The organism is Desulfurococcus amylolyticus Z-533 (assembly GCF_000513855.1).
In the GTDB taxonomy this organism is placed as follows: Archaea; Thermoproteota; Thermoprotei_A; order Sulfolobales; family Desulfurococcaceae; genus Desulfurococcus; species Desulfurococcus amylolyticus.
The window spans coordinates 320577-334675 of sequence record NZ_KI911318.1; the positions used below are offsets into that span (position 1 = coordinate 320577).

15 protein-coding genes are annotated in these 14099 nt (G+C 44.8%); 4 read left to right on the plus strand and 11 right to left on the minus strand.

The window, feature by feature from the left end; translation table 11 throughout:
* Positions 1-3 precede the first annotated feature (3 nt).
* On the minus strand, positions 4-948 hold the full coding sequence (gene argF / locus SPHMEL_RS01805) for an ornithine carbamoyltransferase (RefSeq protein ID WP_012607808.1): 945 nt from the start codon (positions 946-948) through the stop codon (positions 4-6).
* Positions 949-1016: 68 nt separating this feature from the next.
* Between argF and SPHMEL_RS01810 the strand changes: the two genes are divergently transcribed.
* Entirely contained in the window at positions 1017-2072 is a 1056-nt protein-coding gene (locus SPHMEL_RS01810) for a DUF711 family protein (protein WP_042667039.1), read from the plus strand.
* Between the two features lie 126 nt (positions 2073-2198).
* Here the strand turns inward: SPHMEL_RS01810 and SPHMEL_RS01815 are convergent, their stop codons facing one another.
* Positions 2199-2468, minus strand: a complete 270-nt coding sequence (locus tag SPHMEL_RS01815) for a stationary phase-response protein (protein WP_014767029.1) — start codon at positions 2466-2468, stop codon at positions 2199-2201.
* Between the two features lie 97 nt (positions 2469-2565).
* Between SPHMEL_RS01815 and SPHMEL_RS01820 the strand changes: the two genes are divergently transcribed.
* Complete coding sequence (locus tag SPHMEL_RS01820) at positions 2566-2928, plus strand: Sjogren's syndrome/scleroderma autoantigen 1 family protein (RefSeq protein WP_042667040.1); 363 nt, start codon at positions 2566-2568, stop codon at positions 2926-2928.
* 6 nt (positions 2929-2934) lie between these two features.
* Here SPHMEL_RS01820 and tmk read toward each other — a convergent pair whose 3' ends face one another.
* From tmk to SPHMEL_RS01850, 6 genes are read right to left on the minus strand one after another with little or no spacing between them, the layout of a single operon-like run.
* Entirely contained in the window at positions 2935-3555 is a 621-nt protein-coding gene (gene tmk / locus SPHMEL_RS01825; protein WP_042667041.1) for a dTMP kinase, read from the minus strand.
* A complete protein-coding gene (locus SPHMEL_RS01830; protein WP_232216801.1) occupies positions 3545-3886 on the minus strand; it encodes an aconitase X swivel domain-containing protein in 342 nt (113 codons plus the stop codon). Before SPHMEL_RS01830 ends, tmk begins: the two co-directional genes overlap by 11 nt.
* Positions 3887-3938: 52 nt before the next feature.
* Positions 3939-5108, minus strand: coding sequence for an aconitase X catalytic domain-containing protein (locus SPHMEL_RS01835; protein ID WP_042667043.1), 1170 nt, complete (start codon positions 5106-5108; stop codon positions 3939-3941).
* Positions 5108-6388, minus strand: a complete 1281-nt coding sequence (locus SPHMEL_RS01840) for a UbiD family decarboxylase (protein ID WP_042667044.1) — start codon at positions 6386-6388, stop codon at positions 5108-5110. The genes SPHMEL_RS01835 and SPHMEL_RS01840 overlap by 1 nt, the downstream gene beginning before the upstream one ends.
* 3 nt (positions 6389-6391) lie before the next feature.
* Positions 6392-7585: a Clp1/GlmU family protein gene (locus SPHMEL_RS01845; RefSeq protein ID WP_042667046.1), complete on the minus strand. Its 1194-nt coding sequence runs from the start codon at positions 7583-7585 to the stop codon at positions 6392-6394.
* A 52-nt stretch (positions 7586-7637) separates the two neighbouring features.
* Positions 7638-8282, minus strand: a complete 645-nt coding sequence (locus SPHMEL_RS01850) for a hypothetical protein (RefSeq protein WP_042667048.1) — start codon at positions 8280-8282, stop codon at positions 7638-7640.
* 50 nt (positions 8283-8332) lie between these two features.
* On the opposite strand from SPHMEL_RS01850, the gene SPHMEL_RS01855 reads away from it, so the two are divergent.
* On the plus strand, positions 8333-8953 hold the full coding sequence (locus SPHMEL_RS01855; RefSeq protein WP_042667049.1) for an RAD55 family ATPase: 621 nt from the start codon (positions 8333-8335) through the stop codon (positions 8951-8953).
* Positions 8944-9456 carry a CDP-archaeol synthase gene (locus tag SPHMEL_RS01860; protein ID WP_042667050.1) on the plus strand — a complete coding sequence of 171 codons (513 nt, stop codon included), beginning with the start codon at positions 8944-8946 and terminating at the stop codon, positions 9454-9456. Before SPHMEL_RS01855 ends, SPHMEL_RS01860 begins: the two co-directional genes overlap by 10 nt.
* A 3-nt stretch (positions 9457-9459) precedes the next feature.
* On the opposite strand, the gene SPHMEL_RS01865 is transcribed toward SPHMEL_RS01860, so the two are convergent.
* The 3 genes from SPHMEL_RS01865 to SPHMEL_RS01875 are packed head-to-tail and all read right to left on the minus strand — an operon-like array spanning position 9460 to position 14094.
* Entirely contained in the window at positions 9460-10683 is a 1224-nt protein-coding gene (locus SPHMEL_RS01865) for a SufB/SufD family protein (RefSeq protein WP_012607820.1), read from the minus strand.
* Entirely contained in the window at positions 10676-11407 is a 732-nt protein-coding gene (locus SPHMEL_RS01870) for an ABC transporter ATP-binding protein (protein ID WP_042667051.1), read from the minus strand. The genes SPHMEL_RS01865 and SPHMEL_RS01870 overlap by 8 nt, the downstream gene beginning before the upstream one ends.
* A gap of 35 nt (positions 11408-11442) precedes the next feature.
* On the minus strand, positions 11443-14094 hold the full coding sequence (locus tag SPHMEL_RS01875) for an ATP-dependent helicase (RefSeq protein WP_042667053.1): 2652 nt from the start codon (positions 14092-14094) through the stop codon (positions 11443-11445).
* Positions 14095-14099 lie beyond the last annotated feature (5 nt).

Here is a 14099-nt window from a genome sequence, read left to right on the forward strand (position 1 = left end):
TCTCTATGGAGTTAGGAGGGCTAGTATTGCTTTCTGTGCGTGCTTCCTGTTTTCTGCTTGATCCCATACAACACTCCATTTACCATCAATGACTTCGTTGACTACTTCTTCTCCTCTATGAGCTGGTAAACAATGCATGAATATCGCGTCTGGCTTTGCATGGTTCATTAACTCTACTGTGACCCTGTATGGTTCTAGATCCTTTATCCTCTTCTCCTTCTCCTTTTCCTGTCCCATGCTGACCCATACATCAGTGTATACTACGTCAGCATTTTCAACTGCTTTAAATGGATCTCTCTCTATCTCATAGGAGCCCCCATTCGGTGAGGCATGTTCATTGAAAAGTTTTACAACACTTGGATGTGGCTCATAGCCTTTGGGCGAGGCAATGATTATCTTTCCGCCTAGTATCCCTGTGGCGAGCATCAGGCTATGTAGGACATTATCGCCTCCATCACCAACGAAAACTATTTTCAGCCTAGTGATATCCCCGCCTTTTTTCTCCATTATTGTTAAGACATCGCTTAGTGCTTGGGCTGGGTGATGTAGATCACTTAGCCCATTTATTACTGGGACCCTACTGTACTGTGCGAGCTTCTCGATCTTATAGTGTTCATAAACGCGGGCCATTATCACATCGACATACCTTGATAAAACACGTGCAGTGTCCTCGATGGTCTCGCCTCTGGCTAATTGTAGCTCGCTGGCGCTCAAGTATATAGCGTCGCCTCCCAGCTCCTTCATGGCTGTTTCAAAGCTGATCCTAGTTCTAGTACTGGGTTTCTCGAAAATCATCGCTAGGTGACGCCCCACCAGCAGGGGTATTATCCTCTCTCCAGCTAGATACCTCTGCTTGAACTGCATTGCTGTCCTGATCATAAATAATAATTCTTCCCTACTATACTCGGCTAGCGTTAGGAAGTGTCTACCTTTAAGACTAGTCACCATGACTACCCACCTGTTTACACCGTTTTCTTAAATAGGAGGAACGTATTTAAAGATAGCAGGGTGGATTTATGGAGAAAATAGTTATTCGCGCTGCAACTTTCTTCATTGGTAAAAGCAGTAACATTAGGGAGGAATACCAGCTCGGTGTAGAGGTATTAGGCAGGATTAGTGAGATAGCTAAGGAATTGAACCTAGAGGTTTTCACAAAGCGTATCTCAATGCAGAGCTTAAGCATGGATGAATTAGTGAAGCTCCCCGACATAGCTAGTGATAAGGATATACTAGTCAGCGCGGGCTATGTAAGTTTAAGGAGGATAGGGGTCAGGGATGCTGAATATTTAACCAGTAATGGGGTTTACATTCCAGTTCTGCCATCTCTGGGGGATTTCACGATTGATGATGCAAGGCATTTCTCTAGAATTATACATGGTGTAGCGGAGAAGGATCCCTTAAACGCTACGAGGATAGCCATAGGTTTCCATAATGAGTCATTTCATACTCCTTATTTCCCTGACTCATCCAGCAGGGGTGTTAGGAGTATAGGCTTATCCTTTCTCTACCCAGATATGCTGGAAACTAATAATATCTCATCACTCTCCAACTCTATTCGCAACGCATTCAGGTTATTCAATAATATAGCCCAGGTAATAGAGAATAATATCGGCTACCCTGTTTCAATAGATTACAGCCTATCTCCCTGGATGGAGAAGAGTGTTGTTAAAATACTGGAGTCGCTGGGTTACAGCCTCCTAGAGCCCGGTGCCAACTATATTTTGCACGTAGTCAACAACCTTATACAGGAACACTATGATCCGCGTAGAGCAATAGGCTTCAACGAGGTGATGCTACCATACGCCGAGGATTCATTACTAATCAAATATGGGGGCATGGGCTTAATTAAGGCAAGGGATTTTCTACGCTATGCATCGACATGTGTTGCTGGAGTAGACATGATTATTGTTCCATCAGGCATTGAAAAACTAGCCAGGTTAGTAATGGACACCTACTCCCTTGGCTTGGTTAAATCGAAGCCTATAGCACTTAGAGCGATACCTGTGAACAATAAACCCGGTGAAAAAATAAGCCTTGGGAAATTCGGGGAACCCTTTGTAATAGAGTATTGAAACCGAGTATGTTTCCACATTGTTTTCAAGCCAATTAAGCCATCGCATTTATAACGTGGTATTTCGAAGAATTCAAAGATGCATGAAGTATTCACTAGGGCATTGGTAGATCTATAGTTTATTAATTTAATCATGTATTGTTTCAAGTATGGCTATTACCTGCCATACCTTTGTTCTAGCACTTAAAGGCATATTGGGATCCTGGCTAACCTGGTCTAGAACCCCTACAGCATTTGCTGCTCTAACACCAGGTGTATATCTTTCATCCCTGAGGTAGTTTAATGCCTCTGTTGCAGCCCTCCTAATATTCCTTGGAACGGCTGTATCATTAACTATACTCATCAGTAAGTATATGGCGTTTCTTAGTTTAACCTCATTATCAAGTACCCTGCTCAATTCCATCACCTTAATCAGTATGATTACTCCTAATACATAACGTTACTACTGGTTAAAAACCATTAAATAAATAAATCTTAAGAATAGAGGTGAAGGCATGTCCAGCCAGGATCCAATAAAAATCATGGCTGAACTACTCAAATCAGGTGCTGTAATGCTTGCCGAGACATGCCCAGTGGAGGGATGCAACTTACCATTATTTAAGCTGAAAAGCGGAGAAGTGGTGTGCCCTCTGCATGGTAGGATACATGTGGTTAAAACCGATGAAGAGGCTAAGGAAGTTTATTCAAGGGCGACACTCTCAATGTTACTGGAAAAGGTGGAGGCAACGGCTATTAGAGCCATCGATTCATTGATAAGTGAGCCGGATATCGATTCAACTGAGATAATTAAATGGCTTGAAGTACTTGAAAGGGTTGCACGATTAAAGATTATTGCTAGGAAGCAGGATACCCCGTAAAGAAGCTTAAGTATCATAAACCCGGCTGTTCATACTGATCAGTCTCCCATATACTATATCCCATATCCTACCATATACTTCACTAAGGGGTTTCGATGCATCAATATATATTAAGAGACCCATCTCCACCATTCTCAGATACATGCTCCTAACCCTTTGTAGGAACTCCTTCTCCTCGTACTCTGGAAACCTTGATGTATGCATGTACTTCCTGGATAAACCCTCTTCAGGCTCTATGTCAAGGTAGATTGCTACATCAGGCTTCATGGCGAACTTATTTACCTCTATAACCCATTCAAACGGTGCTCCACTAGCTGATTGATATGCAACACTACTATAGAAGTATCTATCGGAAATAACCGTTACACCCTTATCCAGAAGGGGTTTAACCCAGTTTTTCACATGTATTAATCTATCCAGAGCAAATGCTAATGCATCGATGTACGCGTCCCTTAAATTGTTATAAGTAGACTTGATGACTCTAACTATTTCGGAATCTGTTGGCTCATAAGTGTATGAAGCCGGGATCCCTCTACTGGATAGATCCTCTACAAGCCTACGTGCTACCGTTGTTTTCCCGGCTCCATCGAGTCCCTCCAGCACAATAAAGCATCCCTTACCATGCATAAAGGATCCCTGAGCCGCGGGTGTATCTTACATATCGGTGGTTTTTATTTTTAAGGGTGCCTGCGAAGTCATCATACTCCTCTACCACTAGTAAGGGTATTTCAGCGATAACACATCCAGCGATCAGTATTGGCTCCACCTCCTTAACCAACATACAAAGTGGTGACCTACCGTATTGCTTCATAGCGTAGATAACGTAAGAACCAACGGTACTGCCTCTGCTACCCTTGAACACAAGTATTTTCCCTTCAACACTGATCTCCTCTTTCTCAGTTTTTACAATGCCACGGACTGGATCTACCTCGCCGAGGAAGCTCATATACTGGTCCACCAATACTACTTCACCCTCACAATCACCGTCTACCACTGGTTTCACGCGCCAGCTATGCGTATACAGATTCTATCACCTCTCTAAGCCCTGTTATCCGGACCTTTAACCCATGTATTTTCCTGAGGTAGAATGCCGCTTTACCACTATTGGTTACGACGACATCGTATTTCCTCCGTAGCCTAGAGACCACTGGACATGTGCCCGCCGCTATCTCTACGCCCTTGGACTTCAGTCTGTTGATCAACAACCTATATCTCTCCGTGTATTCGACTGGAATGGTGAGTAGTAGTCTCCCCTTTCTCGGGGAGCCGTACCTCTCTAAGAGCCTGGCTACCTCCATTAACTCCATAAGCGTTGTATGGGGACACCCTACATACCCGAGCACTAAGCTACCCCTAGGATATTCATCCCCAATGTATTTATCGATATTATTTTTTTCAACCACGATTTTTTCCTCGATTTCCTCGATATAGGTTCCTCGAGGAGTTAGACCAGGTACAACACTCATTGCATGGGAGCCTGAGGCAGCCATGGATGCCAGGAGTATCTTAAGCTCTGGAAAGGTGAGATGCTTGGCAAAAGGGATAACTGTTATCTCCCTAATGTTATCGCCTATCCATAATCCAACGGCCCCAATGACCTGTCTATCGATATCAGGTGCCGTGGTTACAAGGACTGTAGCCCTCCGGTTTTCTGAGAGGTGTAGTCCAGCATTATATGTGTAACCCGTTATAGCTGCTGCCAGCGCGATAGGCCCCCCTTCCCTATTCGTGTATCCACCGTAGAATGTGTTCGCAAATATTACTGCACTACTCTCGCCCCATGCTAAATGCTCTCCTGGTGATGGAGGCCTATACCAGTATGGTATACATGTGAATACAGGGTTGAAGCCCATCTTAACGAGAGCGTTATCGATGTCTTTCTGAGCATTTATTAGGCTATTATCTATAATGGATTGTAAGCCACTATAGTCAACGCATCCAGGATTTATCGTGGTATATACCCTTGCCCTCCCACCCTTCTCATAGAAGTCTCTTATAAATCTAGTACCATGTTCACCTATATTGGAGAATGAGACACCTGATATATGGGCGTGCACTATTTTAACGAGGTTTTCAGCGCCAAGGGATTCCCCTACCTTAACAATGATCTCCATAGCCTTCGCAGTGCTCCAGCCATACTCCCCTTTTAGCATTGCTTCTTGCTCAGGTGTTAAATACATTAGGGTATTCCAACCCTCCTATATTTATCCCAGGGTTCTCCCCAGGGCTTAACAGCAATGAATATTACCTTATCTCCAACCCCTTCACTGCTCCTGGGATCTAATGTGCTGCCTTTAACATCTCTTAGAACTATTATATCGCTCGAGCCTTTCATCCTTGTTGCCATCGCCCATTCAATCATCAATGGATCATCAACATCTATATCCTCATCCACAACGAAGACATGCTTAATGCTAGGATGCGCTGATACCGCAGCTAGTCCAGCCAGCTTCGCTTCACCCGGGGAAGACTGCTTTATAGAGATTACAGCGTTAAGCCAGCCACTTCCTCCCTCGGTCAGTCTAACGGATTTCACACCAGGCACACTTCTCTTTACAGCACTGTATATTATGGGTTCCCGTGGGAACCCCATTAAGAATTGATGCTCCCATGAACCAGGTACTATGGCATGGAACACAGGAGACTCCTCTCTGGATACGTAGACGGCGAGAGGCTTGAAGACGGGTTCCCGTCTCTCTTGATCCACCAGCATTAATATATCTGTGAAAGGCCCTTCTTTATCTCTATCACGGGTTATAAAGCCCTCAACAATTATGCTGGAATCCGCCGGGACAGGTATTTTAAACAATGGTGTCTCAACAACCTTACTCCCACCACCTAGAGCAGCCCCCACACCGACCTCGAAAACACCAAGCGGGGGGTTCATTGCGGCAGCTAGCTCTTGAAACGAGTTTAATCCGAGGACTAATGCGACTGGAGCGTCGTCCCCCTCTTCATGTCTCCTACCAACTATGTAGTATAGGTGTCTTGGAACTATTCTAACTGTCGCTTTCTCATTACTGTGATACATGACTCTATGGAAACTACTGTTACAGTAGGTTTCATAGCATGCTATGAAGACGGAACTGGTTAAATAGTATCCCCCATCCTCCCTATAGTACTTTATGAATGGGAGTGTATCGAGTAATCCGTCAACGCGTTTAAAGTATTTCTCGAAGTCGTCTTTCTCGAGGTGTATTGGATTGTTTAATGCTTTCTCCATAAGCCTATATAATTCCTCATCACTCCTTACATTGAATAACCTATAGATGTCATGTCTCCTAGTAACTAGGTTAGAGTAACCAGTTACCCATTCCCTCCCCTTAACTCTGAAAACAATGACCTTATCTCTGTTCCTCCATGCTGCCCTGGTTACAGTGTACTCTGGATTCACTGTGCCTAGGTCAAGTATTTCCTTGTTGAGGAAACCAGCTAGTTTCTCAACTGCTTTGAGATCCAAGTGTTACACCTCAATAAACTCCTCTGTGTAGTCATCTCTAAGTTTAATGGGAGAGAGTTTTAATACATCTATTCTATCCTGATATCTGGTTCTAATGACCACTGTGTTATCCTCGAAACTCAGCTTCTCAACTATGCAGGGATAATCTGATCCCCCTAGGGATCTAATCCCGCAATAGATATTTCTCTCGAACCCTGGCTGATATATCTTTACCTTTGTAGCTCCAAGCCTCTTGGCGATCTCCTCGCCATTATACGTCTTTATGAAGCCGTAGACGTGGAGCTCATCCATTAGCTGAGACACATATATTACCCTACCATCTATTAGGTCGATCAAGCTAGATGCATCGACAGGATATCCATGGAATAATGGGTGACCAGTGACAAGTACAGAGTTCATTTCTATCTTTCTCAATGGTGCATCAGCTAGGAAATCCCTGTACCTCATGCTTCTTAAGAGTCTTCTTTCCTCCCTGTTACGGGCCCGCTTAACACGGGGCTCAGGCACTTCATACACCTTTACCCCTATCTTCTCATACTTTTTAAAGTACCTGCTTAATTTACTCCCGATAACCACGAGGGCGTCCGGTTCCACTACTTCGATTAAATAATGCTTGTAGTGTATCGCAACTGAATCCCTCACCCATCCATCGGTATCAATAACAACCATGTTGCATCCCGATGATTCAGCCTTTTCAGCTAGCCAGCGGAGTTCTCTTGGAATCAAGTAGATATAGTTCTGTGGGCGGATATCGCCTACGAACCTCATTATGTAGGCAGGGATCTCAGTGTTCCAGAGAACCTGGTTGACGGGGACTCCGAGTGATATGAATCCCGGCGGCCCTACATTGGCCTGCCCTATGTCCCCATCGATTATGCAGGGTTTTAACCCAGCCGAGATCGCGGTGTTTAATAGAAGTGTGGTGAAAGACGTCTTGCCTGAATCCGTATCACCTATCACAATGATTTTCCTGAGCCCGCTTGAAACTATTTCCACGGCCAGGGTGTTTCTCAACTTGTAAGGATCTTCAACATCGACCGGCTGTATATCGGATTCATTAGCCATGACTATATCTAGTTCGGCGTCTTCAAGGGCCTCTATGATATAGTTTCTGAACCTATGGATGATCACCTTCTCATCGCTTCTAACTGTTTTCCCCAATATAGTAATAGACCCCTTGAGGATGCTTATTGACATAGGACCGAATACCCTGACAGCCTCTCCCTTTGAGAGGTTTAAACGAGGCAGTTTAAACCACCTCTATTCCCTTCTTCATGGCGATCTTGTAGGCAGCATATACGTCTTTCTCTCTAAACGGCTTTATCCTTCCTATCCTCGACCCCAGTAACCTAGCGTCATCAATCTTTACGGAGCTAGGCGTGGTGTCGTCTTCACTGACAACTTCCACCTTCACCCCTGTGTCTTTTTTAAGTATTGACGCTAATTCAATGCCTCTGTGTCTTGAGCCAACTCTTATGATTATTCTCTCAGCGGGTACGCACTTCTTCAAGTAGTTGACCACATGGATTAAGTCTATGTATTCTCCTATACCATGTATTATGTATTCGCCGTCACCTACCACTATATAGCCTATTCGCCTACCAGGATCCACGCCGACCACTAGCTCATTATATATATCTTTCAAGTAGCTGGCTAGGATAGCCTTCTCTAAGATCCTGCAGTCATGGGTAGGGTCATAGAAGACGAGTATATCGCTTCTACCGGCTACCTCCTCAGAGAACAGTGAGTAGTCCGTGTATAGGATGCTACCGTATGGGACTTCATCCCTGGTATAGTAATGGCTAAAAAAGATGTTTCTCTCACGTAGAACGCTGAGTACATGTATAAACCACTTGGGCTCGTATATGGCTATAACCAATGGCCGCCTTTGCAAATCAGTGAGTCACCAATATTACTCCTCTCAATACATAGAATACTTGGAAGGTGATTTTTATAGAGTTTTATACTGGTAACAGGGATATTGATGAATTGATCAGGAATGCAGCTACAATATTGTTTTACGGTGTAGCCGGCTCTGGGAAGACATCTATGCTGATAACCATAGCCGGTAACTATTGCAGGAATGTGAAGTGCCTATATATGTCCACTGAGGAGACCTTACACTATGAGAAGGTGGCTGTAAACCCGGATAAATACCGTGATGTATTATTCACCGAGGTATATGATTTCAATAAACTTGTTGAGCTAGCTACATTAATCTACCTCTATGGATCCAATGTTATTTTCGTAGATAGCTTAAACTCCTTATTCAGGCTTGAACCACTAGCGGAGAATTCCATGTCGAGGCTCGCATACGTGGTGGCATCAATTAGGAGGGTTGTCGAGGATGCAGGTGGAAAAATGTTCGCCTCGGCACAGGTGAGAACCCGGGAGGGTGAGAGTGAGCCTGTGGGTAAACCTGTATTAGAATACTACTTTGACGTGATAATAGAGCTAAATATAGGGGACTCAGTGAGATATGCTAGGATAGTTAAGCCAAAGCACATGGGCGGGGAGAAGATTCATCGCTTTAGAATAACAAGGGAGGGTATAGAATGGATATAGAGTCCTATATTGCCTGGATCGTTAAATACTACTTGCCAGCAATGATCGCTAATGCCTCTCCACTACTAGTGAAGGGTGATAAAGTCATAGATAAGGGGAGACTGTTCATTGATGGTAAACCTATTCTAGGGAATCACAAGACCTGGGAGGGGTTTGCAATAGGGGTGATCAACTCATATTTAACTGGTTCAGCCGTGGGGATAGCCTTCAGGGATCCCTGTATACAAGTACTCTCAGTAGTAGCTGGTGTTTCAAGCATGCTCGGAGACCTAGTAGGGGCCTTTATAAAACGAAGGCTTGGATTAAAACCGGGGAGACCTCTACCTATAATTGACCAGCTTAGTTTTACATTGATGACGACTCTCTCATACCTTCTTCTCGGTGTAGTGGATGTTATAAGCCGTCCCGACTACGTGCTGTCAACGCTCGCGTTAATATTCATCCTACACGTGGCGGCGAACAATATCGCCTACATGCTTGGAGTGAAGGAGACAAGGTGGTAACTCTCAGCCAAGAGCGCTCCTCGTAATTATATCTAGTAGTCTTTCAACTTCTCTCTCCACAGTTAATGGTATACCCGGTGCCTTTATACTCATGAAGCCTTTGACAAGAACTGATTTAGCCTCATCCTCAGTGAACCCCTTGCTCATCAAGTACTGTATCTCCTTCTCAGCTATCATGCCTATGGCTGCTTCATGGGTTAAAATAGCCCCTGGCTTCCTTGATGTTATCATGGGTATTGAGGATATTAACGCGTTCTCCGAGATAAGTAATCCAAGACACTCTATATGTCCCTTACTCTCTGCCTCGAATGCCTCAATGCTGCCCCTGGCATATATTTCTGAATACCCACCGGCCACGGCACGTGAAACCACTTCGGCTGAACTATTCTTACCCTGTAGAATAGCGGCTGAACCCTGATCATATATCCCATTACCACTGCCAGCTATGATTGATGCAAGGTATGCTCTCGCTCCTGTGGATAATTCTACCCTTGGATACGTTTGCAGGCTCGCCACCGGGCTATATATGATATAATAGCTAACGTACTCACCCCCCTCTTCAACTCTCACGGCTGTACGAGGCCTTATATGCATACCTTCGGCCCATGCATGCATCATTGTAAATGTAAGCCTCGCGTTCCTGGAGACATAGAACTCTGAAATACCTATATGGACGCCTTCCCTTACCCCGTGGGGTACGGCGCATCCTGTTACCACGTGGGCTTCGGCGCCCTCATCCACGAATACTATATTATGCGCGTACTGTATTCTACGGTTACTAGTTATAGCTAGGCAGGTATATATGGGAACCGGTACCCTAACCCCTCTCGGAACATAGATAAAGTACCCTACCTCACCGCCATGAAGAAAGGCTGATGCCGTATACTTGTCGCTACGTGGATCTATGAGCCTCCATGAAACCTCCCTCCCTAGATCAGTCTTCTCAAGAGCTAGCCTTGTAGGCATTATTTTCACACCGTATTTTCCAAGGGCCTTCTCAAGTGAGCGGTATAGTGCTGACTCATCAACCTGTATATACATCGCTGATTCAACGTTTATACCGAATCTCTCACCAGCCTTCCTGGCTTCAACGGGAATTTCGTCTCTGCCACTGATTTCAGTCGTCTTCGCTGAGTCACTAGTATATAGTCCTAAATCTACGTCGGGACCGTAAGTGGATGGCTTATATAGTGCTTTCTCAACTTCCTCAAGACTATATTTAACCATTCTTACCGCCCTTCAGAATTTCTACTCCACGCCTATACCCAAACTTGAAGACTACAGGGAGCACTTCATCTGGTGAGCCACTGTAGGCTATACTACCGTCTATTAATAAATGGACCCCATCTATTCTGTTCAGCTTATTGGTTATCAAGCCCGTATGGGTTACAAGTATAACTGAGCTCTTCTTATGGATCAATAATTCTATTGCATGGGCAATGATCTCAGCACTCTCCACATCAACACCGCTGTCGGGTTCGTCCAGCATAGCTAGCCTAGGCGACTGCAGTAGTGAAAGAAAGAGTTCAGCCCTCTTCTTCTCGCCTCCACTGAACCCAAGGAAGAGATCTCTATCCAGTAAAGGATCTATTTTAAGTAGCTTTGAAAACATGGCTGAGTCATCGCATCTATATTTCTCGAGCATGAACCTCGCTATCTCCCTTAACTTAACTCCCTTGACCTCTGGAGGGTTCTGATGTGCTAAAGTGATACCTAGCTTGGCCCTCTCATACGGGGGTAGCTTGGTGATATCTCTTCCATCAAAGTATATCCTGCCGGAAATAATTTTCAAGTAGGGTAGCCCCATTAATGATGCCAGGAGAGTTGATTTCCCACTGCCATTAGGGCCCATTATGATATGCAGCTCACCCTGCGGAATTGTTAATGAGATGTCTCTAAGTACTATCCTATCGTCTACAGCCACTGAAAGCCCCTGTACCTCCAGGCTCATAGTCGATCCCTATATCTCTAAATACATAATCCTACTTAATTAACGGTATTCCACGTATCCATGTTAGAACTGGATAACCTCTCCTTAACGAGCTCGTGGAGTCTTATAAGCATTCTACGCATATCCTCCATTAACACCACGTCACTGTATCCATGCACGACTATGCTATGCGCGAAGGGACTTGGTACATCAAGTGGTCCTAGTAGTGCCACCTCTATCTCCCCGTTTCTGACCATACTAAGGACCTCTATCGCTTCATCTATATGCATGTAATCCATTAAGATCTCCCTATAAGTCTCCTTGAGAACCGGAAATCCCTGTATCTCTTCGACGGCCTTCAGTAATTCCTCAGCATTAACCTGTAGCCTGTTAACGCTTTTCTCCGTATCCCTGTATTTTCTCAATAGCATAAAGCTCCTGACAGCAGTATGCCTGAACCTCCGTTTGAGTAGATCTGTTCTTCTAATAATTCTCTCCAGCATGTCCCACGCTTGATCCGGTGGTATTGATTTAAACCACTCAACCCATTTGCCTTGCGGATGACCGGGGATCGTAAGCATGAAGCCGTTATCGGTTACCGTTAACCTGATATTCACCCCTAGTCTCTGCCCCACGGTGTAAGCATATAGCCTGGCAAGAGCGTCGTTTGCTTTTCGTCCAAAGATCGAGTGTACGATTATATTTCTCCGTGTTGGCTCATCATATATTTCTATAAGTATCAATTTATCTGAAGGCACGAGTCCCTTTGTATAGAGCTTTTGATCCATTATGTAGTCGCAAATAGTCTCAGCCGCATGTTTTTGTAGCTTATACTCCTTTACAAGGTACTCGACCACTTCTTCACGGTCCTTCTCATCAAGCATTTCAGCGATTACACGTCTAAAGCATCCAACCTCCCTGGCTGAGTCATAGGAGAGGGGCAGCATCTCGCTGAACCAGGAGGGAACCGTGGGTCTTTGTCCATCCGCCGGCTTAACCACGACCTTGAGACCCCTGCTATATAGGTACTCATATACTCTACCACCTAGCACGAATAAGTCTCCCTGTGATAAGTACTCTACGAATCCCTCCTCGAGGTCTCCAACGTACTTATTATCCACCGTGAACACGTGTACTTTACTTTCATCTGGTATAACCCCTATGTTTTGATAGTATATCATTCGTGTGGATTTCTTCCTGCCGAATACGCCTTCTTCTTCATCCAGCCATATCTTGGAGTAGACTCTTTGATACTCGTAGAAATCTCCCAGTTGTCCAGCCAAGTATCTCAGCGTCGAGAGGAAGTCATCGTAGCTTAGATCATGGAATGTATATGTTCTCTTCACAAGACTATAGGCTTCATTGATCCTCCATTTCCGCTCTAACGCCATTCCAACGATGTGTTGGGCGAGGACGTCAAGTGGATTACGCGGTATCCTGATCCTATCTATCTTCCTCTCGAGGGCTAGTTTAGATAGTACAGTGCACTCAAGTAGGTCATCGCGGTCTACTACAATTATCCTACCCTTACTAACCTCCCTGATATGGTGTCCAGCCCTCCCAATTCTCTGTAGAAGCCTTGTAACGCTCTTAGGGGAGCTAAGCAAGACCACGATATCGATGTAGCCTATGTCTATCCCGAGCTCCAGTGATGTCGAGCTCACTATGGCTCTTAATTCCCCGTTCTTAAGCTTATTCTCTATCTCAATCCTGGTATCCCTGCTTAGACTACTATGGTGTGCCTCTATATCATCTATATCTATTACTCCCTCCTTCTCAAAGATCTTCCTGAGCTTGAATACTACTCTCTCGGTAGCGCTCCTAGTGTTGGTGAATACTAGTGTTGTACGGTGCCTTGATATTATCTTCTTCAGTTCTCCATATATTGACTCATTGATTTCCTCGGCGGATGCTCGCGCTAAATCCCTGATTGGGGAAACAACCCTTATATCCATCTTCTTATCGAATCTAGCATCAACTATAATGCAGTCCCGGGGCTCTCCTTTATCATTGTAACCGGCTAGGAATAATACAACTTCTTCAAGAGGAGATATCGTTGCGCTTAACCCAATTCTTTGGAGGGGCCTTCCGGCTAGGTTCTCAAGTCTCTCTATACTTACAGCTAGATGACTCCCCCTCTTACTTGAGGCTAGTTCATGTATTTCGTCGACCACGAGTATCCTAGTGTTAGCTAGCTTCTCCCTAAACTTAGGGGCATTCAACGATATTGCAAGGCTCTCAGGGGTCGTTATCAATATGTGCGGGGGATCCCTGTTCATGCGTTGCTTCTCGCTCTGAGTGGTATCGCTGGTTCTAACAGCTATCTTTATAGGGGGGAGTTCCAGTCCCATGCGCCTTGCCTCGTTAACAATGCCTTCAATTGGATCCAACAGGTTCTTCCTCATGTCGTTGTTAAGTGCTCTAAGCGGGCTCACATATACCACGTAAATACCTTCAGGCATCTTACCTGTTTCCTCATATTGCTTGTAGATATTATCTATTATCCCGAGGAAGACTGCCAGGGTCTTACCGGTTCCAGTAGGGCTTGAAACCAGTATGTTAAACCCTTCTTTAACGAGGGGTATGGTCTTCCTCTGAACGGGCGTTGGTTCCCTGTATTTCCTGGTGAACCATTCCTTTACATATGGTCTTAATCCATCCATGGCCTCCGCAACTGTGAAATCCCCATTAAATACGCTTATAGTCATTTCCC

What these genes read in the sequence shown, in the direction of transcription:
- argF (WP_012607808.1), bottom strand. Translation starts at nt 948, where the DNA reads ATGGTGACTAGTCTTAAAGGTAGACACTTCCTAACGCTAGCCGAGTAT.
- SPHMEL_RS01810 (WP_042667039.1), top strand. Translation starts at nt 1,017, where the DNA reads ATGGAGAAAATAGTTATTCGCGCTGCAACTTTCTTCATTGGTAAAAGC.
- SPHMEL_RS01820 (WP_042667040.1), top strand. Translation starts at nt 2,566, where the DNA reads ATGTCCAGCCAGGATCCAATAAAAATCATGGCTGAACTACTCAAATCA.
- tmk (WP_042667041.1), bottom strand. Translation starts at nt 3,555, where the DNA reads ATGCATGGTAAGGGATGCTTTATTGTGCTGGAGGGACTCGATGGAGCC.
- SPHMEL_RS01835 (WP_042667043.1), bottom strand. Translation starts at nt 5,108, where the DNA reads ATGTATTTAACACCTGAGCAAGAAGCAATGCTAAAAGGGGAGTATGGC.
- SPHMEL_RS01845 (WP_042667046.1), bottom strand. Translation starts at nt 7,585, where the DNA reads ATGTCAATAAGCATCCTCAAGGGGTCTATTACTATATTGGGGAAAACA.
- SPHMEL_RS01860 (WP_042667050.1), top strand. Translation starts at nt 8,944, where the DNA reads ATGGATATAGAGTCCTATATTGCCTGGATCGTTAAATACTACTTGCCA.
- SPHMEL_RS01865 (WP_012607820.1), bottom strand. Translation starts at nt 10,683, where the DNA reads ATGGTTAAATATAGTCTTGAGGAAGTTGAGAAAGCACTATATAAGCCA.
- SPHMEL_RS01870 (WP_042667051.1), bottom strand. Translation starts at nt 11,407, where the DNA reads ATGAGCCTGGAGGTACAGGGGCTTTCAGTGGCTGTAGACGATAGGATA.
- SPHMEL_RS01875 (WP_042667053.1), bottom strand. Translation starts at nt 14,094, where the DNA reads ATGACTATAAGCGTATTTAATGGGGATTTCACAGTTGCGGAGGCCATG.